Genomic DNA, 22,245 nt, shown 5'->3' with positions numbered 1-22,245 from the left:
TTTCAAATAATAAATGTACCATCATTTGGAAAGAAGGCCGATGTATGAAGAAAGTAAAGTGGACTTTATTAGGTGGGTTAGCAACGCTACTATTAGCGATTGTCCTTTATAAACTAATTGTGTTAGCTGGTGGCTATATGATGGATGAAAAGCAGCTCGTTTTCCACTCTTCATCACGTATCGTTGACCAGAAAGGGAAAGAAATTACGAAATTATACGTAGAAAATAGAGACCTCGTACCAATCGAGCAAATTCCGAAATATGTGCAGCAGGCGTTCGTTGCGGTGGAAGATTCTCGTTTTTATGAGCATCAAGGAATTGATTACCCGTCTATATTTCGTGCTCTTTATAAAGACACGTTAGCTGGAGGGAAGGTCGAAGGCGGCAGTACGATTACGCAGCAACTTGCTAAAAACGTCTTTTTAACTCGTGAAAAAACATTTACGCGCAAGTTGAAGGAAGTCGCAATTTCCCTTCAATTAGAGCAAAAATATACGAAGCAACAAATTCTTGAAATGTATATGAATCATATTTATTTTGGCCATGGAGCTTACGGTATTCAAGCAGCAGCAAAGTTATATTTTAATAAAAATGTAGAGGATTTAACAGTAGAAGAAGGAGCAATGCTTGCAGGTCTTCCGAAGTCGCCAAACGGTTATTCACCTTATTTTTCTCCAGAGAAGAGTAAAGAACGCCGCGATCTCGTATTGTCACTTATGCATAAACAAGGCTATTTGACTGCCGAAGAAAGCGTACGTTATCAAGGAAAGACAATCGCTCTCTATAAAAACTTAGATGAGAATGAGCTCGCATATATGCCGTATATTGATATGGTTATAGATGAAGCAGCTCGTTTATACGGATTGTCTCATCAAGAAGTGCTTCGCGGAGGATATACGTTTGTCGTACCGATGGATGAAAAAATTCAAAAGGTAGCATATAACCAGTTTCAAGATGCAAGGAATTTCCCTGGGAAAGAAGAGGGAGCGCAAGGTGCTTTTTTATTAATGGATAATCGTACAGGCGGCATTAAAGCGGCGATTGGCGGAAGAAAGTACGTTCCGAGAGGGTTCAATCGTGTTTTTGCAAAAAGACAGCCCGGTTCTGTGCTAAAACCACTTATCGTTTATGCGCCAGCACTCGAAACGAAAAAGTATAATCCGTATTCTTTATTAAAGAATGAAAGACATTCTTTTGAAGGGTATGAACCTCGAAATTATAACCATGAGTATTCGAAAGAAATGACGATGTACGATGCGATTGTAGAGTCAGCAAATGTACCAGCAGTTTCTTTATTAAATGAGTTAGGGGTAGAAGAAGGAAAGCAATATTTAGAGAAAGGAAATGTTCACATTGCTGATGCTGGTTTAAGCACAGCGCTTGGCGGATTGAAAAATGGTGTTTCAACATTTGATCTTGTGAAAATGTATCGTGCGTTTTTAGCAAATGGTGATATTATTGAGCCGCACGTTATTGATAAAGTGTTAAATAGACACGGCGCAGTCATTGGAGAATCACCAAAAGTAGAAACGAAAATTTTCTCGAAACAAACGGCATGGTATATGACGAAAATGTTAGAAGGAGTTGTAAAGGAAGGGACAGCGAAAGCCGGTGTATATAACGGAGCGTTAGCTGGGAAAACAGGTACAACTTCCTTACCAAATGACGATAATGGGGCGAGGGATATGTGGTTCGTTGGCTATACGCCAAATTTAGTAGGCGCTGTTTGGATTGGTTATGACCGCATAGATAAAGAGCATCAGTTACAAGGAGAAAGTGCGTCAGCAACAAAATTATTTAAGAAAATTTTAACGAAAGCAAATGTAGAACAGAAAGAGCAGTTTAGGAAACCAGAAGGTGTGGAAACAATCGGTGCTCCAATTCGGCTGCGCAAGATTGAAGATGTGAAAATGAAATTAGCATTTAGCCCTTTCGGTTTATTTAAAGCGAAATTAAGCTGGACACCACTTCCAGATGAAAGAATTATGTATCGTATTTATAGAGTGGAAAATGGAATTCATACGCATGTAGGTACTGTAAATGGTGCCGGGGAATATGAGGAAAAGTTCGTTAACATCTTTTCAAAACCGAGTTTTTACGTTGTACCATATAACACACAAACGAATCGCGAAGGAGAAAAGTCAAAAGTAGCTAAACCATAGTTTTTCTCTGTGTTATAATAAGAATGTTGTGAAAATAGTAAGCGTTTTTAAGAATGTTTGTGTCAATTTAATGAACAACGTACATAATATTATGCATTTTGTTTTTACAAGCTGTATAGTAAAAAAAGATAAATATCGAACGTATTCGAAGCATTGTGGTAAGGAAGGGAGCTAGGGTCTTGGTAAGAACTATAAATGAGACATTTTTAAAAGCATGTAGGGGGGAACGTACTGATTATGTACCAGCATGGTATATGCGTCAAGCAGGTCGTTCGCAGCCGGAATATAGAAAGATAAAAGAAAAGTATTCTTTATTTGAAATTACACATAATCCAGAGTTATGTGCTTACGTTACAAAACTGCCAGTTGATCAGTATAACGTAGACGCAGCAATTCTTTATAAAGATATTATGTCACCACTACCTGCAATTGGTGTGGATGTAGAAATTAAATCAGGTATTGGCCCAGTTATTGATAATCCAATCCGTTCTTTACAAGACGTAGAAAAACTAGGGGAAATCAATCCAGAAGATGACGTACCGTACATATTAGATACAATTCGTTTATTAACGACTGAAATGCTAGACGTACCGTTAATCGGTTTTTCAGGAGCTCCATTTACATTAGCGAGCTATATGATTGAAGGCGGTCCATCTCGTAACTACCATAATACGAAAGCGTTCATGTATGCAGAGCCAAAAGCTTGGTTCGCTTTAATGGATAAGCTAGCAGATATGGTTATTACATATTTAAAAGCGCAAATTAACGCAGGGGCAAAAGCAGTTCAAATTTTTGATTCTTGGGTTGGAACAGTAAACGTAGCAGATTACCGCGTATTTATTAAACCAGCAATGGAGCGTATTTTTGCAGAAGTTCGCACGATGGGTGTACCGATGATTATGCACGGCGTAGGAGCTGCACACTTAGTAAATGAATGGCACGACTTACCGCTTGATGTAGTCGGTTTAGACTGGCGTTTACCAATTGAAGAAGCACGTGCACGCGGCGTTCACAAGGCGGTACAAGGTAATATGGATCCTTCGTTCTTACTTGCGCCATGGTCTGTTATTGAAGAACATGTAAAAGGTATTTTAGATCAAGGGATGAAACAGCCGGGTTATATCTTTAACTTAGGTCACGGTGTATTCCCAGAAGTAAATCCAGATACATTAAAACGTTTAACTACATTTATTCATGAATACTCTAAAGGGCAGTTAGCGAAGTAAAGGAGAATTGCTGTATGAAAAAGAAAATTGGTTTGCTTGTAATGGCATACGGAACGCCATATAAAGAAGAAGATATTGAACGTTACTATACACATATTCGCAGAGGAAGAAAGCCAAGTCCTGAAATGCTAGAAGATTTAACAGAGCGTTACCGTGCAATTGGTGGTATTTCTCCTTTAGCTACTATTACATTAGAGCAAGCTAAGAAGTTAGAGAAGCGTTTAAATGAAGTACAAGATGAAGTCGAGTACCATATGTATCTTGGCTTAAAACATATTGAACCGTTCATTGAAGATGCGGTGAAAGATATGCATAACGACGGTATACAAGATGCAATCGCACTTGTTCTTGCGCCGCACTATTCTACGTTTAGCGTAAAATCATACGTTGGACGAGCACAAGAAGAAGCTGAGAAACTTGGAAACTTAACAATTCATGGCATCGATAGCTGGTATAAAGAACCAAAATTTATCCAGTACTGGGTTGATGCAGTGAAAGGTATATATAACGGTATGTCAGACGCAGAACGTGAAAAAGCAGTATTAATCGTATCAGCTCATAGCTTACCAGAAAAAATTATCGCAATGGGCGATCCATATCCAGATCAATTAAATGAAACAGCGGACTATATTGCAAGAGGCGCTGAAGTAGCAAACTATGCAGTAGGTTGGCAAAGTGCAGGAAACACACCAGATCCTTGGATTGGTCCCGACGTACAAGATTTAACGAGAGAACTAAATGAAAAGCACGGTTATACTTCATTCGTATATGCACCAGTTGGATTTGTTGCGGAACATTTAGAAGTTTTATATGACAACGACTTTGAGTGTAAAGTGGTAACGGATGAAATTGGCGCGAAATATTATCGTCCAGAAATGCCAAACGCATCGGACGCATTTATTGACTGCTTAACAGATGTTGTAGTAAAGAAAAAAGAATCTGTACTGTAAGAAGAAAGGGGGAGCCTGCTTGAGGAAAAAAGTTGTGATCATCGGCGGAGGCATCACTGGATTAACAGCAATGTATAACTTACAAAAAAATATTCATGAAAAAAACTTGCCGATTGATACATTACTGATAGAAGCATCGGGTAAACTTGGCGGAAAAATTCAAACCGTTCGAAAAGATGGATTTACAATTGAGCGCGGACCGGATTCTTTCTTAGCACGAAAAGAAAGTGCAGCTAGATTAGTGAAAGAATTAGGTCTTGGCGATGAACTTGTAAATAATGAGGCCGGTCAATCATTTATCCTCGTAAACAATCGGTTACATAAAATGCCGAATGGATCAATGATGGGAATTCCAACGCAAATTACGCCGTTTCTATTTTCCGGGCTGTTCTCCCCAATTGGGAAACTAAGAGCTGGTTTTGATCTATTAATGCCAAGATCAAAACCAGTATCTGACCAATCACTCGGGCACTTTTTCAGACATCGCCTCGGAAATGAAGTGGTTGAAAATTTAATAGAACCATTACTATCTGGTATTTATGCAGGGGATATTGATGAAATGAGCTTAATGTCAACATTCCCGCAAATGTATCAAATTGAGCAGAAACATCGCAGTATTTCACTCGGTATGCGTACGCTCGCTCCGAAAGAAGAGAAAGCTGAACCGAAAAAAGGAATCTTCCAAACAGTGAAAACAGGTTTAGAATCTATCGTAGAATCTCTCGAAGCAAAGATGCATGAAGGTACGATAATAAAGGGAACTCGCATTGAAAAAGTTGTAAAACAGGGTGATGGCTATACGATTACTCTTAGTAACGGAAAAGAAATAGAAGCGGACGCGGTCGTAGTGGCAAGTTCACATAAAGTATTGCCATCTATGTTTGCACAGTACAAGCAGTTTCGTTTCTTTCGCAACATTCCGTCCACATCAGTTGCGAATGTAGCAATGGCTTTCCCGAAATCAGCCATTCAGCGAGATATTGATGGTACAGGATTTGTTGTCTCTCGAAATAGTGATTACACAATTACAGCATGTACGTGGACGCATAAAAAGTGGCCACATACAACGCCAAAAGGAAAAACGCTTCTTCGATGTTACGTTGGACGACCTGGTGATGAAGCAGTTGTAGAACAAACAGAAGAGGAACTCGTTCAGCTCGTACTAGAAGACTTACGAAAGACGATGGATATTACAGAGAATCCAGAGTTTACAGTCGTAAGCCGTTGGAAAGAAGCAATGCCCCAATATACAGTAGGCCATAACGAGCGAATGAAGAAACTCACAACATTTATGGAGAAAGAGTTGCCAGGTATATACTTGGCAGGTAGTTCTTACGCTGGTTCTGGTCTGCCGGACTGTATTGACCAAGGTGAGAAGGCTGCAAAACGTGTACTCTCTCATTTGGAGAAAGTAATGAATACGGAATTAATCGCACAATAAAGAGAAACGCCTTCAATCATATTGAAGGCGTTTTGTTACTTATTCACCAATAAACATGTATAAGTTATTTGGCTTTATAACGGCATCTCCTGCATAAATAACCCATTCTGTTAAGTCATCAAAATCTAAATGATAACTATTTCCTTCACTCATATCTTCTATAAAATATGGTTCATTAATGAGTATTCCTTGAATAAAGTCTTCTGTAATATGTTGCATTTCAAACCACATATGCTCGCTTTTACCCTCTTCATAGGAAACGCCAAACTTAGCGAGAAAACGAAACTCCTCATTTGATTGTTCAATTTGAAAAATGTTGCTGAAATACCCGAAAGTATTTTTTGCATTGTAAGCCATACGAGCCGTTTCACTATTTGTTTTATAGAACATGAGCCCTGTAGCTTCCTCGTGTTCTTTGAAAAAGCTTTCGATACATTCTTCTGAAGTATCAAATTTGAACAAGAGAACAGATGGCGATTGATGGTATTCATCTCGGTCATCCATCCCGCCTAAGAATGTGTTTTGTGCATCTATTGGTTGTAGCTTCACTTCTTCATCCTCAATTGAAGATAATTGATCTATACTCGTTTTATGCCCAATATAAGATAAACCTTTTTCCCACGGCACAGCTACTGTATGTATAGAACCTTGCTGACTATGTGCGATAACGATAGGCTCATTCATAGGGACTTGTCCATTTTCAACGGCATTATTCGCAAATGTTTGAAAGAGGTCACCAATGCCATAGTAGGAAGGAATGCGATTTGGAATAATTAATTCTATTTCTGTTACGCCCGCTCTTAAAAGGCCGTGTGTATGAAACCAATATTGCGTAGGCTCGCCTTCTTTATCGTCTTCATAAACGGAATGAATAACGTACAAGTCAGGAATGTCAGGTAATAATTCATTTTCAACGTGATATTCAATATAGCTTCTAGATATTACCTTCATTGCTGCACTTGAATCAATTACAAATAACAAATCTGGCGCAAGGTTCCATAAAAACTGTAACTGCTGGAAAAAGCAGTCCAGCACATCGCCTACAAATAGCGTACGGGTGAAAATTTCAGTACCATAAGCCGCATCTTCAAAAGTACGGTCTACGATTGTGGAATCTTGTCTATTGTATAGTTTGTATTCTTCTGGATCATCCGTTTCATCAATATGCAGTTCATACGGTATGACATTTTCATCCATATGTAACTCAACAATAAGGCTTGTCTCATCACTATAAACAACTTTTAACTCATCAACTTTAGTAGCGATAGTTTCTAGCCGTTGTTTTAACTGCTCAATTGTAATTCTAGTCGGTATAACAGCAATCATATCTGAAAAATGACGTTCTAATGTTCCATTCATAGCTGCGCGGTATGTTTCTGTCTGTACTTCCATCCAATCACTCCTATTCAAATGAATCCATTTTACATGCCAATGAAATATCGATATTTTCTGTTTTCTCTCTCTAACATTATAGAGTGCATTCGTAGAAAGTGTAAAATTATTATTTTGTATTATAGTTTGAAAACGAGTAAATTAGATTAATTTTTTGTAAAACTTGTCGAAATATCATTCTATATAACGAATCATTTGATATGATAGACATGCTGAGAAAATATGAAATAGGGAGAGGAAAATGGCTGTGAAGAAATTGTTAAGTATCTTTTTATCATTCATACTATTGCTTTCATTTACTGGAACTTTAGTACAAGCAGAAGAAACGACTTCTATGTCAGTAGAAAAAGCAATTCAAGTATTTAAGCAGCAAGGGAAAACGAAGGGGACAGTGGAAGGGTATATCGTCGGATATACGCAAAGTCCTTCGAAATACACGAAAGATCCGGCTAAGTTTGATGATACAAACGTAGCAATTGCTGATTCGCCAAATGAAACGAATCCAGACAAAATCATGCCTGTTCAGTTACCAAAAGGCGATGTGAGAGCGGCAGTAAACGTGAAAGATCATCCTGAAAATATCGGGAAGAAAGTTAGTTTAACAGGGACGCTTGAATTATATTTTAGTAGCCCAGGTTTAAAATCAGTAACAGCTCATAAGTTTCAAGGGGAAGAACAAAACCGTGTTAGTGATGTAGTAGCTTCACCGAATGGAGGAGAAGTTGCGAAAGGAACAGCAGTAACGTTAACAACGAATACAGAAGGAGCAACAATCTATTACACGTTAGATGGCTCTAACCCTACAAATAAAAGCGTTCGTTATAACGGACAAATTATCGTGAATGAAAATAGTGTGATTAAAGCAATTGCAGAGAAAGAAGGGCTTACTTCTTCAGCGATTTCAACATTTTCATTTGTTATCGTAAACAATGAACAGGTTCGTATTCATGATATTCAAGGAAAATCACATCTTTCTCCTTACAACGGGAAGAAAGTATACAATGTGGAAGGCGTTGTAACAGCGCTTGATAAAAATGGTTTTTATATAGAAGATAATCAGCCAGATAATGATCCAGCTACTTCAGAAGGTATGTATGTGTACAAAAAGGATGCGAATGTAGCAGTAGGAGATCTTATTCAAGTTGATGGAGTAGTAGAAGAATATGTTGGACCTGGATATGCAGAAAGGTTTGAAACAGACTTAACGACGACGGAAATTAAAGCGAGCCGCGTTGCTGTAATCGCAAAAGATCAAGTTTTACCAGCACCGATTGTACTTGGAGAAAACGGTGTGAAAATTCCTGATCAAATTATCGATAATGATGCATTTGGTTTATTTGATCCAAATGAAGATGCAATCGATTTTTATGAAAGTATAGAAGGTATGCGCGTTACGATGCCAACGCCAAAAATTATTGCACCTCAGAAAAACGGGAATTTATATGTAACAGTGAAAAATGGCGGAAATAAAGTCGTAACGAAATATGGCACACCTGTATTAGATGAAAATCAATTAAACCCAGAGCGTCTTTCTGTAAAAGTACCTCGTAATTATATAGCAAAAGTAGGAGATACTTTCACTGGAGATATAACAGGAGTAGTCGGATATGATTACGGTGCGTTCCGCATTGCGCCAATAACGGAATTACCATCTGTAGTAGACGGTGGATTTAAGCAAATAGGAGCAAATATTCAGCCGCGTCTTGATAAGTTAACGGTTGCTACATATAATATTGAAAACTTCTCGGCGAATAAAAAAGAAACAACAGATGAAAAAGTAAAAGCGTTAGCGTATTCTATTAAATACAATTTAAAAATGCCGGATATTATCGGTGTAGAGGAAATGCAAGATAATAACGGAACGGTTAATGACGGTACAACAGATGCTTCGTTAAGCGCAAAACGTATCATTGATGCAGTGCTAGAAATTCGCGGGCCAAAGTATGAGTATGTAGAAATTGCTCCGAATAATAATTTAGACGGGGGAGCACCAGGCGCTAACATTCGCGTCGGGTTCTTCTATAACCCATCACGCGTGAAATTAGCAACAGTACCGAAGTTGCTTGATAAAAACGTTGTCCGTATTGGAGACGAAAACCCATTGTTTGAAAGTACACGTAAACCGCTTGCGGCAGAATTTACGTTCCAAGGACAAAATTTAGTTGTTGTTGCAAATCACTTAAACTCAAAAATAGGAGATGCAACGCCATTTGGAAAAGTGCAGCCGCTCGTATTAAAGAGTGAAGAAAAACGAGTTCAATTAGCACAAGAAGTAAACAATTTCGTACAAGGTATTCAGAAAAAGAACACGAATGCACCAGTTGTTGTGTTAGGAGATATGAACGATTTTGAGTTCGCTAAACCACTAAAAACATTAGAAGGAACAAACTTAAAAAATATGTTAAACACAGTGCCGAAAGAAAATCGCTACACGTATATTCATGAAGGAAATGCACAAGTGCTAGATCATATTTTAGTAACAAACAACATCGCACCGCACACAATCGTAGATCCAGTACACTTAAACTCAAACATTATGAAAGAACACGGACGTGTAAGTGACCACGACCCAGTACTTGCTCAAATTGATTTGAAGAAGGCATCTTAAAGTAGGGGAACGCTTAGGTAACTAAGCGTTCTTTTATTTGATAAAAATAGATAAGGATAGTGTATAAGCGATTTTTTAGAATGATATAGATTGGTCTTCTGCAGTTTTATGGTAAAATTAATTGAATATTTAGTTTTTTTGGGAGGTCAATGATGCAAGCACAACTAAATGGAAAATTAATAAATCAGCTTGCAATTTTTTTTAGTACAATCGTCATGCTTCAATTTGTAGCGGAGGTAATAGGACTTACGCAAAATTTAGATATTACATATAACTTAATACATACAGCAGCATCTTATATAACGTTTAGTTTAGCAGTTATTTTTACTTTAATTGGCGCAAGGAGAGAATTAAGTAAATATGCAATTATTTCATTATGTTTAGTTGTAGGTATTAAAGCGATTTATTTTGTAGGGGTCGTTATTTTATGGGGATTGGCTGGCACGCCATAAAAGGATAGTAAATAAACCTCTAATTTTCAAGATAGTAAGGAAATTAGAGGTTTATTATACTTGAAATGATTTTCTACACCGATCTCTTCTTTGCAATCTTCTTCTATATTTTTTTCTATCCCGCTTTACCCCTCGTATATACATAAGTAAGCTAACGAAAAGAAAGAAAGCACATTGCACCGTTAAAATGTACGGTGACATTCCATCCAATGGTTGTTTTGGATCATATAAATGAATTGGTGCTCCGCCTATTGTAGGGAAGACGGTATTTAGCAGGACGTAAGGGATGGAGGTAGCTGCAAATGGAAATAGAAGCGACATATAATCTTTTTGTGACCATGCAGATGCAGCAAGTCCTAAAAGAGCCATTAAACCTGCAAATAAAAAGTTAATTCCAATATATACAGTAATGTAAATAATGGGAGAAGCCTCATATAAGTTTGCAAACATCCCATTAACATTTATGATGCCTGAACCAGCCGGCGTTTCTCCGTCTGGAATGGTTAATTTGCAAAATAATAAAGATAAGATAAATGGAAGCGTATAAAGAAGTCCGCCGCAAAAGAATGTAACAATATATTTCGTTATTGAATAAGAAAATAAATTAATTCCTTTACTTACAAACTGTTTAAAGCCATCAGATTTATCCGAGTTGTAACTTGTACTAAAGGGAAGGCTCGCAATAATTGGCATTAATAATAAATAAACATCCATTTCATTGTCACGAAATCCAATCCATTTTATATCTGTTGATATAGGTCCGCTTGCAGCGTCCCCTAAATAACGAATGACATAATAATAATGATAAATACAAATAAGAACGAATCCACTAAACATAATAATTAAAGAAACACGATTACAAAAAGCTTGCTTTATATTTAAACGAAGCGCACGCATCATGACTGAAAAAGCCTCCACTGATTATTAGTCTTCACCAATCGGACTTTTATGGACAGCCCGATCCCCACCTAAATTCTTTGCTTTCGCTGAATTTTGAGGTAGGGTCTTACTGCCCGTTAAAGTCGGATAAACTTGTCTATTTTCTATATTACTATTAAATGTAAAGATTTTCTTGTTTTTTTATTTGATTATTTAAAAAAAGAGAAATTTGTTGTTGGGAAGTAAGGTTTAGCTGTATATCTCAAGAACACCTTTTCCTTTTCTCTTTTCTTCTGATAAACTATGGACAGTATGATACAATTTGACTGGAATTTTTTATACTGGAAATAATAAAAAAGAGAACTTGTATAGAATGTAAGCGTGTGGTAATATCAAAGATGTACTAATTGACTATATTATCCAATTGGTCATTTTTGGAGGTGACGATGTGGCGATAGATCGAAAACGTTCTATTATTGAGGCTGCAACAAAGTCTTTTTCAGCATTCGGTTATAAAGCAACAACGATGGATCAAGTAGCGAAGTTAGCGAATGTAGGAAAAGGGACGATTTATACTTTTTTCAAAAATAAAGAAGAGCTATTTGGCGAGATTATTTCTAATTTAATTACAGAAATGAAGCAAGTTGCAGAAAATGCAATTCGTTCAGATGTTTCATTTTTTGAAAATGTACATAGAGCATTATATAGCATATTAGAATTCAGAAAAGAACATCAGCTCATGATTAAGTTAATTCAAGAAGAGCGCGATATGGGAACGAAAGAAGTACAAGAAGTGATGCAACAAGTAGATGTGGAAATCGTTTCTGTCATTCAATCCTATTTAAAGATTGCGATTGATAAAGGTGAAATTAGCAAATGTGATCCAGAAATTACAGCATTTATTATGCTTCGCTTATATGTATCGCTTATTTTTGATTGGGAAAAAAATCATGAACCGCTAGAAAAAGAGAAAATTGCAGAATTATTTGAATTTTATTTATTAAAAGGATTGTCAAACTAAGATAATCCTTTTATTATTATAAAAAAGTGACCGATTGAACAAGGTGGTCATATATTTAATTTAGGAGGGATAATAGAAATATTCACTTCATAGTAAGGAACAGTTGCATAGTATAAATTCGGGGATAAGGCATATGTATGAATCAGTATAGCCTTTTTGTTTGGGTAAAAGTGACCAATTGAACAATATGGTCATTTTGAAAAGGGGGAGAAATGATGAAAGGAAATCAGTTACTTCGTAAAGAGTTCACACAAATTATAAAAAGTAAAAAAATATTAATTCCAATTATCGCGGTTCTATTCGTACCAATTTTATATGCAGGTATGTTTTTATGGGCCTTTTGGGATCCATATAAACAGTTAGATGATTTACCAGTTGCGGTAGTCAATTTAGATAAAGGTGCAGTATTTGACGGAAAACCAATTGAGGTCGGAAAAGGGCTTGTTGATAATTTAAAAGATAATACCAGTTTTAAATGGGAATTTGTAAGTGAAAAAGAAGCGAAAAAAGGAATGGAAGGCAGAAAGTATTACATGTTAGTACGCATTCCAGATGACTTCTCAAGTAACGCTACAACGTTATTAAAAGACGATCCGAAGCCATTAAACTTAGAATACATTCCAAACGAAAGCTTAAACTTCTTATCTTCCCAAATTGGCGGAACAGCCATTGAAAAAATTAAAGGTGAAGTAGCAAGTACGTTAACGAAAACATATGCAGAGAAAATGTTTGATTCCATTCAAGACGTCTCAAAAGGACTAGCAGATGGGGCGGAAGGTGCAAGTAAACTACATGACGGATCAAATGAGCTGCATGATGGTTCAAGTAAAGTGACGGATGGACTTCATACACTTCAAGGGAAGTCTGGGGAGATGAAGGATGGAGTTCAGAAATTAGCAGATGGATCTAATAAGTTACAAGATGGATCCGGAAAAGTGACAGCAGGTTTAAATACGTTAAATAGCAAAACGGGTGAGATGCAGGTAGGTATAGGGAAATTACAGGATGGCTCTCAGAAAATAACAGTAGGTTTGAATACGTTAAATAGCAAAACGGGTGAGATGCAGGTAGGTATAGAGAAATTACAAGATGGCTCTCAGAAAGTAACAGCAGGTTTGAATACGTTAAATGGAAAAACGGATGAAATGAAAAAAGGAATTGACGAATTACGTGATGGATCTGAGCAAGTGACTGGTGGTTTGAACAAATTGGTAAGTAAATCTGGCGAATTAAAAGCAGGAACAACCGATCTATCAAATGGTATGGGAAAAGTTGTTGAGGGACAAAGCCAATTAGAGAAATGGTCTCAAGGGATTCAAAAGGGATTGCAGGAGTTAAATAGTAACGTACAAAACTCTATTGCAGGTTTAGAGGAAATGCAGTCAAAAGCTCCTTCTACATTAAATAAGGTAAATGAGAAAATAAATGAGGCTGGAGAAAAAGTAAATCTGTTAAATGAATTCACGCAATCAACAGCAGAGGATGCAAAAACTGCAACGCAAGATGTAGCAAATTTGCAAAAGCAAATCGAGAGTTTACCAAAAGAATATCAAGATCAGTTGCAACCCTTTATAACAAGTGCGGCAAAAAGTACAGCGACAGTGCAACAAAAAGCTGTTGGAGTTGCAGGTGGAACAAATAAATTAAATGCAGAAGTAAAACAATTAAAAGGTGAAATACAACAAACGACAAGTGGAGTACAAAGCGAATTACCAAATCCAAAACGGGTGAAAGCTTTAACGGAGGGTATTGAGAAACTAACGAATGAACAAGCGAAATTTGTTAGTACGTTTCAGGATTTTGGTGAAGGGTTAGGAGATACAAAAAGAGGTGCTGATAAATTAAAAGAGGGATCAGTTCAATTAATTGATGGCGCAACTCAATTACAAAGTGGATCTGGAAAAGTGACAATAGGATTAGGGAAATTATCTGTAGGAGCAAACCAAATGACAGGTGGTGTAACTCAATTAGTAGATGGCTCTGGTCAAGTGACAGGCGGTTTAGGTGAATTATCTACAGGAGCAAACCAAATGGCAGGTGGTGTAAATCAACTAGCAGATGGCTCAAGCCAAGTAACAGGCGGTTTAGGTACATTATCTGTAGGAGCGAACCAAATGGCAGGTGGTGTAAATCAACTAGCAGATGGCTCTGGTCAAGTAACAACTGGCATAGGTACGCTAAATGGTGGTCTAAATAAAATGTCAACCGGCTCAACCCAGCTAATCGACGGCGTTAATAAACTAGCAGACGGTTCCGGGAAAGTAACGGATGGCCTTGTAAAAGTAAACGACGGTTCAGGTGAACTTGCTGAGAAACTTGGCGAAGGGGCAGAGAAAACTGGTGAAGTAAAAGGAACGGATAAAACGTATGATATGTTTGCAAGTCCTGTAAAAGTGAAGACGGAGAAAATGACGGAAGTTCCAAACTACGGAACTGGATTCACACCGTATTTCTTATCACTCGGTTTATTCGTTGGGGCATTACTATTATCTATCGTATATCCATTACGTGACACAGTTGGTGTTCCGAAATCAGGATTTAGTTGGTTTATTAGTAAGTTCGGCGTATTACTATCAGTCGGTATTATTCAAGCAGTAGTAGCTGATGTTATATTACTGTTTGGATTAGGTGTAGAAGTACAAAGTATTCCTTATTTCATACTCTTTAGCATCGTTACAAGTTTAGCGTTTATCGCATTAATTCAATGTTTAGTAACAGCATTCGGTGATGCAGGGCGTTTCATCGCCATCATCACATTAATTATTCAGCTTACAACAAGTGCTGGAACATTCCCACTAGAATTGATTCCGAAGTTTTTACAACCATTCAATGCTTGGCTACCGATGACATACTCTGTATCAGGGCTGAAAGCAGTCGTATCAAGCGGAGACTTTAACTTCATGTGGCAAAACATAGGAATACTCATGATCTTTATCGTTGTGTTATCACTTGGAACAATTGCTTCATTAACTTGGATGCACAAACGACAGTTTAAAAATATTGCTGAAAATCAATCGGTTGAAGCATAGGAAAAAGCACCTTTTCGGTGCTTTTTTCTTTTAACTTATCGTTTCTATAGGTAGTCTACTATGTTAGTGTTACTTTTTGTTTTCGTTCTTTCATTCCATTTCTATTCTTTTTAATGCTAATTCAGCTGCTAATTTCCCGTTATGTTGGCCATGTTCTTTAATCCAATTTAGTTTTTCGCTAGCTGGCACGTATCTATGGAAACCTAGAATTTCAGCGGCTCTCTCTTGTACCCACATATCCGAATCGTCCAAGAGGGGAAGTATTTCATGTAATTGTGCGCGAGGAGTTAAAGCCATAATTGAAAATAAATATTGAGTTCTTTTAGCTTCATTTAATTCATCGTTTTTAAGAAGGTTTTTCAATTCATTAATGGTTTGTACATCTTGCTTTAGTTGCAGTTTATCCGTATTTTCTTTGGAACAAGGATAATATCTTGGAAGTTCATACCAATCGCTTTCAGGACTTTCTAATAGAGCTTTTATTAACGTTTGTACATGAGGATATACTGGAGATAAATCTATTTCCTCATGGTCTATAAAACAAACTTTTCCTGTTAGTGGCCCTAACATGTAAACACCTACATAATTGGAATTATCATCTGTCCATAATGGGAACACTTCTGAAATATTAACATCTTCATGTAGGTATAAATACACTTCCATGGCTTCTTCAAAGGATAATAAGCGTATTAAAAAGTCATTCTTGTGCTGCAAATAGATTGGATTTTTGAAAGCATTCATCATTTCTTGAGGTAATGATATGTTAAAAAAAGTTGCAATTTGATTAAATAAATTGTCCATTATGTATTCTCCATTCATTATATTTAAAACTAACTCGAAATTTGAACCTCTTCATAAATGGAAACGAATGTTTCGTGGGATTTTTTCGTCATCAACAATTTCGTATTCTATTTACTTATACTCCTATAAATTTTTTACTATACATTAATAATACAAAATTCCTTTGCAATAACACCAATGTTTTAGAAAATAGATTTTTTATTTTCTGTATTAATTCAGCTATTCCAGAGGCTCAATTAATTTGTCCTTGGAGCTCTTGCTTTTAATTTCTAATTGCAGTCTAAACGAAAGAAAAGGAATTACAAGAATTTACAGAGAAACATAGAATAGAGGAGTTGATATGATGAAAGGAAATCCCACTTACTATTTTATCTTGTATCCACTAATCTTCTTTCTTGTTTTCACCCTTTCACCTATCTTACTTCACAAAGAGGAATATACAAGTATAAAAGATACATTAGGAATACTGCTATTCTACTATGTGTTAATTAGCGGGTATTACCTTATGGCTATTATAAGTGAAAGAATAAAGAAAAATAATAAGGACAAACAATAAAGTTGTATTATTTAAAAACCGATGGAGGATAACAAAATGACCGAAAATGAAATCAAATTCAGAGATACAACTATTCGTAACTTTTTTGATAAAGAGGACCGCCTAAAATCGATTCCAGGTCAAAAGAAGAAAAAACTAGTATTGTTAGAGTATTTAATTAGCAAGTTAAATGCGGAGAATCAGTATACGGAAAAAGAAATCAATGCATTCATCAAACAATATCATGACGATTTTTGTACGATTAGACGCGAGTTTATTGTGCAGGGGTTTATGGACAGAGAGGATAATATGTACCGTATAAATGGGAGAGAAATGTGGACGAAGTGGGAGGCGTTAAAATAAAAAGCTCTGTTATGGAAAACAGAGCTTTTTATTATTTATTCGGATGTAAAATTTTAAAATCGTAGGCGTAAATGGATTTACCACCTTTAACAGATGTAATAATTTGATCCATATCTTTAATTTTAGTAGTTTTAATTTTTTTACCGGTTGTTAGAGAGTATGTTTCTATAGAATATTTATGTTCTTGCTTTTCATTATAACGTAATACATATAATTGATCGTTTTCAAAATATGTTTGTTCATTATATCTAACGCCATCCGTTACATGGTAATCAATTTTGAATTTAGGATTGACTGCATTTGTTTCGGTATTAAAAGTTATGACCTCACCTAGTCCATTTATAAAAAATAGTTCATTGTTATGTAGATAAGCGGAATTATTTTTTGTAAATGGTATGGAAGCTGTGGAATTCTCCTCGGAAGAAAGTAAAATTAAATCTTGTTTTAATGATTTTTTATCAATGCGTAATAAATATACTTTGCCTTTAATGGAGTTATCGTTCTCAATTAAAATCGTATAATAAAAATTTGAGTCACTTAAAATAGATGAGTAACTAGAATACGACATGTTTTTATTAAGATTAATTGTTGTAACATCTTCAAGGTGCATAGTTGAATCATTAAATAGTAATTTTTTTAAACTATGCTCATTTTTATCTATATCTTGAGTTAAGACTAAGACTTCATCTGTATTGACGCCAGAGCTAATAAGATAATGAGGAATATTTCCTTTATGAATCTGTTTTTGATTACCAAAAATTACATTCGAATCATAATTTCCAGTAGATGAGTTACTACCTGAATTGTAAATGTTAACAAATAAGCCTTGTTTTTTTAAATATATCCTTTGATCTCCTGTATGTTGGTATTTCATTTTAAAATTTTTAAAATCATCTCCAATAAATTTAATATTATCTTTACTTTCTAGTACGATTTCTTTTTTGTTATCAGATACACCTATTCCTCCGAGTTCTAAACCATTCATTTTATATCCATGTGCTTTTGCATTTTTATCGATGAATATCGCATAACTAATCCCGTTGCCATCCATATCTTGATCGGCAGTCGAAGAGAGATATATAACAGCTTGTTTATCTTTCAAAAAATCTTTTTTCTCAATATCTTCTTCAGATATTGAATTTACATTATTGTTTTTAAAGAAGAAAAAGTAGATGAGTGCTACAATTAAAATTATGCTTAGAATAAGAACGATTATTTTTTTCACTGTTATGAGCTCCTTTTATAAGAAGAAGTGTAACAAATATAGTTGTTGCACTTTTTCTTCAGTATTAAATATTACGAATTGTTGAGGTTTGTTTTGCGTCACGAACATCCCGTGGATATACACCAGCACCGCCATCTTTATCTAAATCTAGTCCGCCATGAAGTTGATAAGCAGACCAAATTAGTTTAGAACAGTTTTTAGCCCCATAATGTGTTGTACTTCTATTTGTAGCAAAATTATAAGAATATGAATCTTTACCTACACGATCTTTTGCCCACCATGCCGCATCATTTTTGTTTTGCCAAGATGTATTTACGGATTTTACTACCGCATCTCCTTTATCTACTTTACGGGATGTAGTACTAATTGTACGAACGCCATCACCTGGTACAGATTCTACAATTGTATTTGAACTATAATACATACCAACATGTCCATGATTTAAGTATGCAGTGTATGAACCAGTATAGAAGAAATCCCCCATATTGCTGTTCCCAACTGAAACTGTACCACCACTAGCTCCTAAAGTATTCATTTTTTTACTTGCTTCTTTTTTGCCTTGTTCTTCATCTGCTTTTAGCTCTTTATAAATCTGTTCAGAAACAGCTTCTTTTGTATTCCCAGTGTTGTTTGCTAATTCATTAATACTAGATATTAGCTCTTGTGTACTTACATCGGGCTGCATTTTTTTGATTTCATTTAAGTAAGGTAAATCATCACTTTTTGCCAGAGAAGCAGTAGGTACAATCACAGTAGAAGCTAGTAACCCCATTGTTAATGTTAATGCATGTAGCTTTTTCATAATCCATCCCCTTTGTGCAATTTATTTTTTTTCTGGGAATTTTACCTGTATTTTATTTAAATGGTAAAATTATCCTTGATGATAAGTGATAGTTTTATAGCTGTAAATCGTATTTTAGTAATTAATTGTTGAGAAAGTTTGGCTTGTAATAGGTTTGAAAAATAAGGTTATTATGTTTTTAAGTGTAGATAAATTATATGGAAATGTATAATACAGTTTGTGTGAATATTTGTCTAAGGAATAAAAGGAGGGAATAATTATGGCGGGCTTTATAAAAATTATTCTTTAGTCGTACCATTTGTTATAATACGTGATATTCGTAATTTGTTATATTCCCTACGTTTTTTGTTGAGAAATAAAAATAGTACTTTATTTGAACTTTCACTTTCAGTAATGTATATAATTGTCTCAATTCAGTTTTTCAACGAGGGTTCTTACAAAGTAGTAGTTTACTTTGTATAGTTCCATTTTAATAGTCATGATTAAAAAGATGGCCAGGTAAATATCTGAGCCATCTTTAAAACATTTTATTCTTCCTCCCACTATATTGGTGGGAGGATTCCATTTTCCCTTTATGAGAAATTATGAAATTGCGTTCTCTAATCGCTCTTTCTGACGAAGATGATGTGCAAAATGCATAGAAATAAGTTGAAACCATTCTGCTGCATGTAAGTAACCAAGCCCAGGATGTTCGACTTTACAATCACTTGGGATAGAAGAAAGTGTTGGCTCAATGTCTTTAACAATTGTAATTAATTCTAGAAGCTGTTTCTGTATGTCTTCTTTATTAGAGGGATTTTCAGGTGTATATCCAGGATGATTTGGTACTTTGATTTGTATATCCGGGAAAGCACCAAGTTTATATACTTTTTCACCCATGTCCGTTTTCTTGTTAGTTGCTGATGGTGTTTCAGTTTTACATTTCGCAATTGCATCTAACTGCATATATGTAGAGGCAATTAAATGACTATACATTTGACCGAGGGACCATTCTTCGCTAGACGGCTTCGTCCTAAATTGTTCTATAGAGTACCTTTCTAATTCCTCTATGTAATACGTTGCTAATTCCTCAAATTTCTTCATATTGTTAACCCCTTTTTATAAAAATGTATTTGCTAATACCTAATATAAAGGATGGCTACTGACAACATTATGTCAGTAGTGAAATTAAAGTTTTAACATTTTTTTTGCTTCATCACGGATTTTCTCAGAAAGAATTTTTGGCTCAAGTACTTGCACTTGGCTCCCCCAGCTAAATACCCATTGAAATACTTCGTCTATGTTTCTTGATTTCAAAAAAACGTGAAAACTGTTATCTCTATGCTCGTATGAATCTATAAAAAAGTAGCGGGACTCAATAATCTTATGTGCAATATGAGATGGAAACAATAAATGAACCGTAACAGTCCGATTGCTTTCAGGTTTATAGTTTTGTAAAGAAAAATCTTTCGGCTTTGTAAAGAATTCTTGTTCTTGCTGTAATGTATCCATTCGATCTAAACGAAAATTGCGTATTTGTTTTCGAAGTAAACAGTGGGCAACGATGTACCAAATTCCTGAAATATTGACTAAGCCATAAGGATGAACGGTCCGCTTTATTTTTGTAGTTTCTCTCGGTTTCCGATAAGAAAAAGAGATAGCTTGTTCTTTTTGAATAGATTCTTGCAATAGAAGAAGTTGATTTTCTAGTTTTTCTTGTTCAGATTGCTGATGTGAAAATATAGGAGAAAGGAAACGAAAAGTTTCTCGTAATTCCTGGGCTTTCTTTTGTTGATCAGCAGGGAGAACAATTTCAAGTTTCTCTTTTGCTGATCGTGCATGTACAGAAAAAGAAGAAGTGAAAGTTTTCTCGATATAATCACCGCCTAGTAAAAGAGTAACAGCCTCTTCAGGCGTAAGCTGAATGGGGGGCAAGAAATAACCATCCATTAATGAATAACCGTGACCAGGCATTGAATAAATAGGAACACCCGATTCGTTAAGTGCATCCATATCTCGATAAATCGTTCTTATACTTGTCTCAAATTTTTCCGCTAAGCTTTGTGCTGTAACAGTTTGTCTTCTTTGTAATTCAATTAATATAGCTAATAAACGATCGGTCCGATTCATGAAATATCTCCTTTTATCTTTAATAAATATGCCTCCTGTAAACTTCTAAAAGTAATATAAAATCCCCTCCCATTAACATACTTTTCCCTATGTATAATATTAATATAGTAAAATCATAAGAAGCCGTATTGCAGTTTCCAATAATATACTATATAATCAATTTAAGAAAACGTTTTCATGCAAAGGGGGAGAATTTCGTGTCGACTATAGAGGACGTGGCGAAATTAGCGGGGTTATCAAGGACAACGGTTTCTAGGGTGATTAATAATCATCCATATGTTTCAGATGAGAAGAAAAAAAGGGTTCAATTAGCAATGAAGCATTTAGGCTTCGTTCCTAATTCTGCGGCGAGAAGGCTTCGTAAACAAAAAACGGAAACAATTGCGGTGCTAGTTCCAAGGATTACAAATCCTTTCTTCAGTAGATTTATTGAAGCAATCGAGATTGCTGCTTCTGAACATAAATATAAACTGATTATTTGTCAAACAAGATATTTACCGGAAAAAGAGATGGAGTATTTACAATTATTATCTACGAAACAAGTAGATGGGATTATTCTATGTTCACTAGAAAATCCGTGGGAAGATGTAGAGCCATACTTACAACACGGTCCAATCGTGTTATGTAATGAATATATTGAGGAAGCAAATATTCCAACAGTGAAGTTTGATCATGCGCAAGGAGCATACATAGCTGCTAAGCATGTGTTAGAACAAGGATATCGTAATCTTATTTTTTGCCGTGGTAACGAAACCAAAGTGGTTAGCCAACAGCGAAAAATGGGCTTTTTACGTGCAATAACGGAGAAGAGCCGCCAAGTAGAAGCGATTGATTTTCTTGAAAACGCTTTCTCTTGGGAAGATGGAAAACGAATATTCCATGAAGTATTAAAGGACAAAAAAAATCCTACCGCGATTTTGGCAGGAGGCGATGAGGTAGCAGCTGGAATTATTTCAGAGGCGAAACGCCATGACTGGACCATTCCAGATGATCTCGCTGTTATCGGTTTTGATAATCAAATTTTATCACAGATTACAGAGCCAGGTATTACGACAATTGAACAGCCAATCGATGAGATGGCCCGAAAAGTTGTCGACCTGATGATGGATAAAATCCATACGAAAAATTATCGAAAAAAAGAATTGTATGAGTTTGAACTGGAGCTCTTGGTGAAAGGTTCAACGATGAAGGATACGATGTTATTAGCCTAGTAGACTATGTCTGCTAGGTTTTTTTCTGTTCACAAACTA

18 protein-coding genes are annotated in these 22,245 nt (G+C 35.7%); 11 read left to right on the top strand and 7 right to left on the bottom strand.

Features of this window, described 5'->3' with window-relative positions; all coding sequences use genetic code 11:
* The first annotated feature begins 44 nt into the window (after nucleotides 1-44).
* The 4 genes from PDQ40_RS17685 to hemY all read left to right on the top strand — a co-directional run bounded on the left by PDQ40_RS17685 (nucleotide 45) and on the right by hemY (nucleotide 5,779).
* Nucleotides 45-2,162, top strand: a complete 2,118-nt coding sequence (locus PDQ40_RS17685) for a transglycosylase domain-containing protein (RefSeq protein WP_000756253.1) — start codon at nucleotides 45-47, stop codon at nucleotides 2,160-2,162.
* Between the two features lie 179 nt (nucleotides 2,163-2,341).
* Complete coding sequence (gene hemE, locus PDQ40_RS17680) at nucleotides 2,342-3,388, top strand: uroporphyrinogen decarboxylase (protein ID WP_000252614.1); 1,047 nt, start codon at nucleotides 2,342-2,344, stop codon at nucleotides 3,386-3,388.
* A 14-nt stretch (nucleotides 3,389-3,402) separates the two neighbouring features.
* Nucleotides 3,403-4,338 carry a ferrochelatase gene (gene hemH, locus PDQ40_RS17675; protein WP_000726777.1) on the top strand — a complete coding sequence of 312 codons (936 nt, stop codon included), beginning with the start codon at nucleotides 3,403-3,405 and terminating at the stop codon, nucleotides 4,336-4,338.
* Between the two features lie 19 nt (nucleotides 4,339-4,357).
* Complete coding sequence (gene hemY / locus PDQ40_RS17670; protein ID WP_214328669.1) at nucleotides 4,358-5,779, top strand: protoporphyrinogen oxidase; 1,422 nt, start codon at nucleotides 4,358-4,360, stop codon at nucleotides 5,777-5,779.
* Nucleotides 5,780-5,818: 39 nt separating this feature from the next.
* Here the strand turns inward: hemY and PDQ40_RS17665 are convergent, their stop codons facing one another.
* Nucleotides 5,819-7,171: a DUF4026 domain-containing protein gene (locus PDQ40_RS17665; RefSeq protein WP_000453738.1), complete on the bottom strand. Its 1,353-nt coding sequence runs from the start codon at nucleotides 7,169-7,171 to the stop codon at nucleotides 5,819-5,821.
* 241 nt (nucleotides 7,172-7,412) lie between these two features.
* On the opposite strand from PDQ40_RS17665, the gene PDQ40_RS17660 reads away from it, so the two are divergent.
* The gene (locus PDQ40_RS17660; protein WP_270691544.1) at nucleotides 7,413-9,779 is read left to right on the top strand and encodes a DUF6359 domain-containing protein; all 2,367 of its coding nucleotides are present in this window, start codon (nucleotides 7,413-7,415) and stop codon (nucleotides 9,777-9,779) included.
* A gap of 152 nt (nucleotides 9,780-9,931) precedes the next feature.
* A complete protein-coding gene (locus tag PDQ40_RS17655; protein WP_001148847.1) occupies nucleotides 9,932-10,231 on the top strand; it encodes a hypothetical protein in 300 nt (99 codons plus the stop codon).
* Between the two features lie 54 nt (nucleotides 10,232-10,285).
* Here the strand turns inward: PDQ40_RS17655 and PDQ40_RS17650 are convergent, their stop codons facing one another.
* Nucleotides 10,286-11,131 (bottom strand): membrane protein, encoded by an 846-nt coding sequence (locus PDQ40_RS17650; RefSeq protein WP_000984154.1) that lies wholly within the window; start codon nucleotides 11,129-11,131, stop codon nucleotides 10,286-10,288.
* Between the two features lie 427 nt (nucleotides 11,132-11,558).
* Between PDQ40_RS17650 and PDQ40_RS17640 the strand changes: the two genes are divergently transcribed.
* The gene (locus tag PDQ40_RS17640; RefSeq protein WP_000963374.1) at nucleotides 11,559-12,131 is read left to right on the top strand and encodes a TetR/AcrR family transcriptional regulator; all 573 of its coding nucleotides are present in this window, start codon (nucleotides 11,559-11,561) and stop codon (nucleotides 12,129-12,131) included.
* Nucleotides 12,132-12,346: 215 nt separating this feature from the next.
* Nucleotides 12,347-15,160, top strand: a complete 2,814-nt coding sequence (locus PDQ40_RS17635) for a YhgE/Pip domain-containing protein (RefSeq protein ID WP_270691542.1) — start codon at nucleotides 12,347-12,349, stop codon at nucleotides 15,158-15,160.
* Nucleotides 15,161-15,250: 90 nt separating this feature from the next.
* Here PDQ40_RS17635 and PDQ40_RS17630 read toward each other — a convergent pair whose 3' ends face one another.
* The gene (locus tag PDQ40_RS17630; RefSeq protein ID WP_000369241.1) at nucleotides 15,251-15,961 is read right to left on the bottom strand and encodes a hypothetical protein; all 711 of its coding nucleotides are present in this window, start codon (nucleotides 15,959-15,961) and stop codon (nucleotides 15,251-15,253) included.
* Between the two features lie 340 nt (nucleotides 15,962-16,301).
* On the opposite strand from PDQ40_RS17630, the gene PDQ40_RS17625 reads away from it, so the two are divergent.
* A complete protein-coding gene (locus PDQ40_RS17625; RefSeq protein ID WP_033682349.1) occupies nucleotides 16,302-16,517 on the top strand; it encodes a hypothetical protein in 216 nt (71 codons plus the stop codon).
* A gap of 36 nt (nucleotides 16,518-16,553) precedes the next feature.
* Nucleotides 16,554-16,859, top strand: coding sequence for a DUF2087 domain-containing protein (locus PDQ40_RS17620; RefSeq protein ID WP_270691540.1), 306 nt, complete (start codon nucleotides 16,554-16,556; stop codon nucleotides 16,857-16,859).
* 31 nt (nucleotides 16,860-16,890) lie between these two features.
* On the opposite strand, the gene PDQ40_RS17615 is transcribed toward PDQ40_RS17620, so the two are convergent.
* The 4 genes from PDQ40_RS17615 to PDQ40_RS17600 all read right to left on the bottom strand — a co-directional run bounded on the left by PDQ40_RS17615 (nucleotide 16,891) and on the right by PDQ40_RS17600 (nucleotide 20,995).
* Nucleotides 16,891-18,084: a hypothetical protein gene (locus PDQ40_RS17615; RefSeq protein WP_000721064.1), complete on the bottom strand. Its 1,194-nt coding sequence runs from the start codon at nucleotides 18,082-18,084 to the stop codon at nucleotides 16,891-16,893.
* Between the two features lie 64 nt (nucleotides 18,085-18,148).
* Nucleotides 18,149-18,886: a hypothetical protein gene (locus tag PDQ40_RS17610; protein WP_000733102.1), complete on the bottom strand. Its 738-nt coding sequence runs from the start codon at nucleotides 18,884-18,886 to the stop codon at nucleotides 18,149-18,151.
* A gap of 582 nt (nucleotides 18,887-19,468) precedes the next feature.
* Nucleotides 19,469-19,969, bottom strand: coding sequence for a DinB family protein (locus PDQ40_RS17605; protein ID WP_000713022.1), 501 nt, complete (start codon nucleotides 19,967-19,969; stop codon nucleotides 19,469-19,471).
* Nucleotides 19,970-20,053: 84 nt separating this feature from the next.
* On the bottom strand, nucleotides 20,054-20,995 hold the full coding sequence (locus tag PDQ40_RS17600; protein ID WP_001082268.1) for a helix-turn-helix transcriptional regulator: 942 nt from the start codon (nucleotides 20,993-20,995) through the stop codon (nucleotides 20,054-20,056).
* 197 nt (nucleotides 20,996-21,192) lie between these two features.
* Here PDQ40_RS17600 and PDQ40_RS17595 point away from each other — a divergent pair, with 197 nt between their 5' ends.
* Nucleotides 21,193-22,206: a LacI family DNA-binding transcriptional regulator gene (locus PDQ40_RS17595; RefSeq protein ID WP_048557260.1), complete on the top strand. Its 1,014-nt coding sequence runs from the start codon at nucleotides 21,193-21,195 to the stop codon at nucleotides 22,204-22,206.
* Nucleotides 22,207-22,245 lie beyond the last annotated feature (39 nt).

The organism is Bacillus cereus group sp. Bc061 (assembly GCF_027715825.1).
GTDB lineage: Bacteria > Bacillota > Bacilli > Bacillales > Bacillaceae_G > Bacillus_A > Bacillus_A paranthracis.
This window is presented reverse-complemented; position numbering and strand designations above follow the sequence as displayed.

Excerpts from the sequence above, each read along its gene's own strand:
- PDQ40_RS17685 (WP_000756253.1), top strand. The coding sequence starts at position 45 with ATGAAGAAAGTAAAGTGGACTTTATTAGGTGGGTTAGCAACGCTACTA.
- hemH (WP_000726777.1), top strand. The coding sequence starts at position 3,403 with ATGAAAAAGAAAATTGGTTTGCTTGTAATGGCATACGGAACGCCATAT.
- PDQ40_RS17665 (WP_000453738.1), bottom strand. The coding sequence starts at position 7,171 with ATGGAAGTACAGACAGAAACATACCGCGCAGCTATGAATGGAACATTA.
- PDQ40_RS17660 (WP_270691544.1), top strand. The coding sequence starts at position 7,413 with ATGGCTGTGAAGAAATTGTTAAGTATCTTTTTATCATTCATACTATTG.
- PDQ40_RS17655 (WP_001148847.1), top strand. The coding sequence starts at position 9,932 with ATGCAAGCACAACTAAATGGAAAATTAATAAATCAGCTTGCAATTTTT.
- PDQ40_RS17650 (WP_000984154.1), bottom strand. The coding sequence starts at position 11,131 with ATGATGCGTGCGCTTCGTTTAAATATAAAGCAAGCTTTTTGTAATCGT.
- PDQ40_RS17635 (WP_270691542.1), top strand. The coding sequence starts at position 12,347 with ATGAAAGGAAATCAGTTACTTCGTAAAGAGTTCACACAAATTATAAAA.
- PDQ40_RS17630 (WP_000369241.1), bottom strand. The coding sequence starts at position 15,961 with ATGGACAATTTATTTAATCAAATTGCAACTTTTTTTAACATATCATTA.
- PDQ40_RS17625 (WP_033682349.1), top strand. The coding sequence starts at position 16,302 with ATGATGAAAGGAAATCCCACTTACTATTTTATCTTGTATCCACTAATC.
- PDQ40_RS17620 (WP_270691540.1), top strand. The coding sequence starts at position 16,554 with ATGACCGAAAATGAAATCAAATTCAGAGATACAACTATTCGTAACTTT.
- PDQ40_RS17610 (WP_000733102.1), bottom strand. The coding sequence starts at position 18,886 with ATGAAAAAGCTACATGCATTAACATTAACAATGGGGTTACTAGCTTCT.
- PDQ40_RS17605 (WP_000713022.1), bottom strand. The coding sequence starts at position 19,969 with ATGAAGAAATTTGAGGAATTAGCAACGTATTACATAGAGGAATTAGAA.
- PDQ40_RS17600 (WP_001082268.1), bottom strand. The coding sequence starts at position 20,995 with ATGAATCGGACCGATCGTTTATTAGCTATATTAATTGAATTACAAAGA.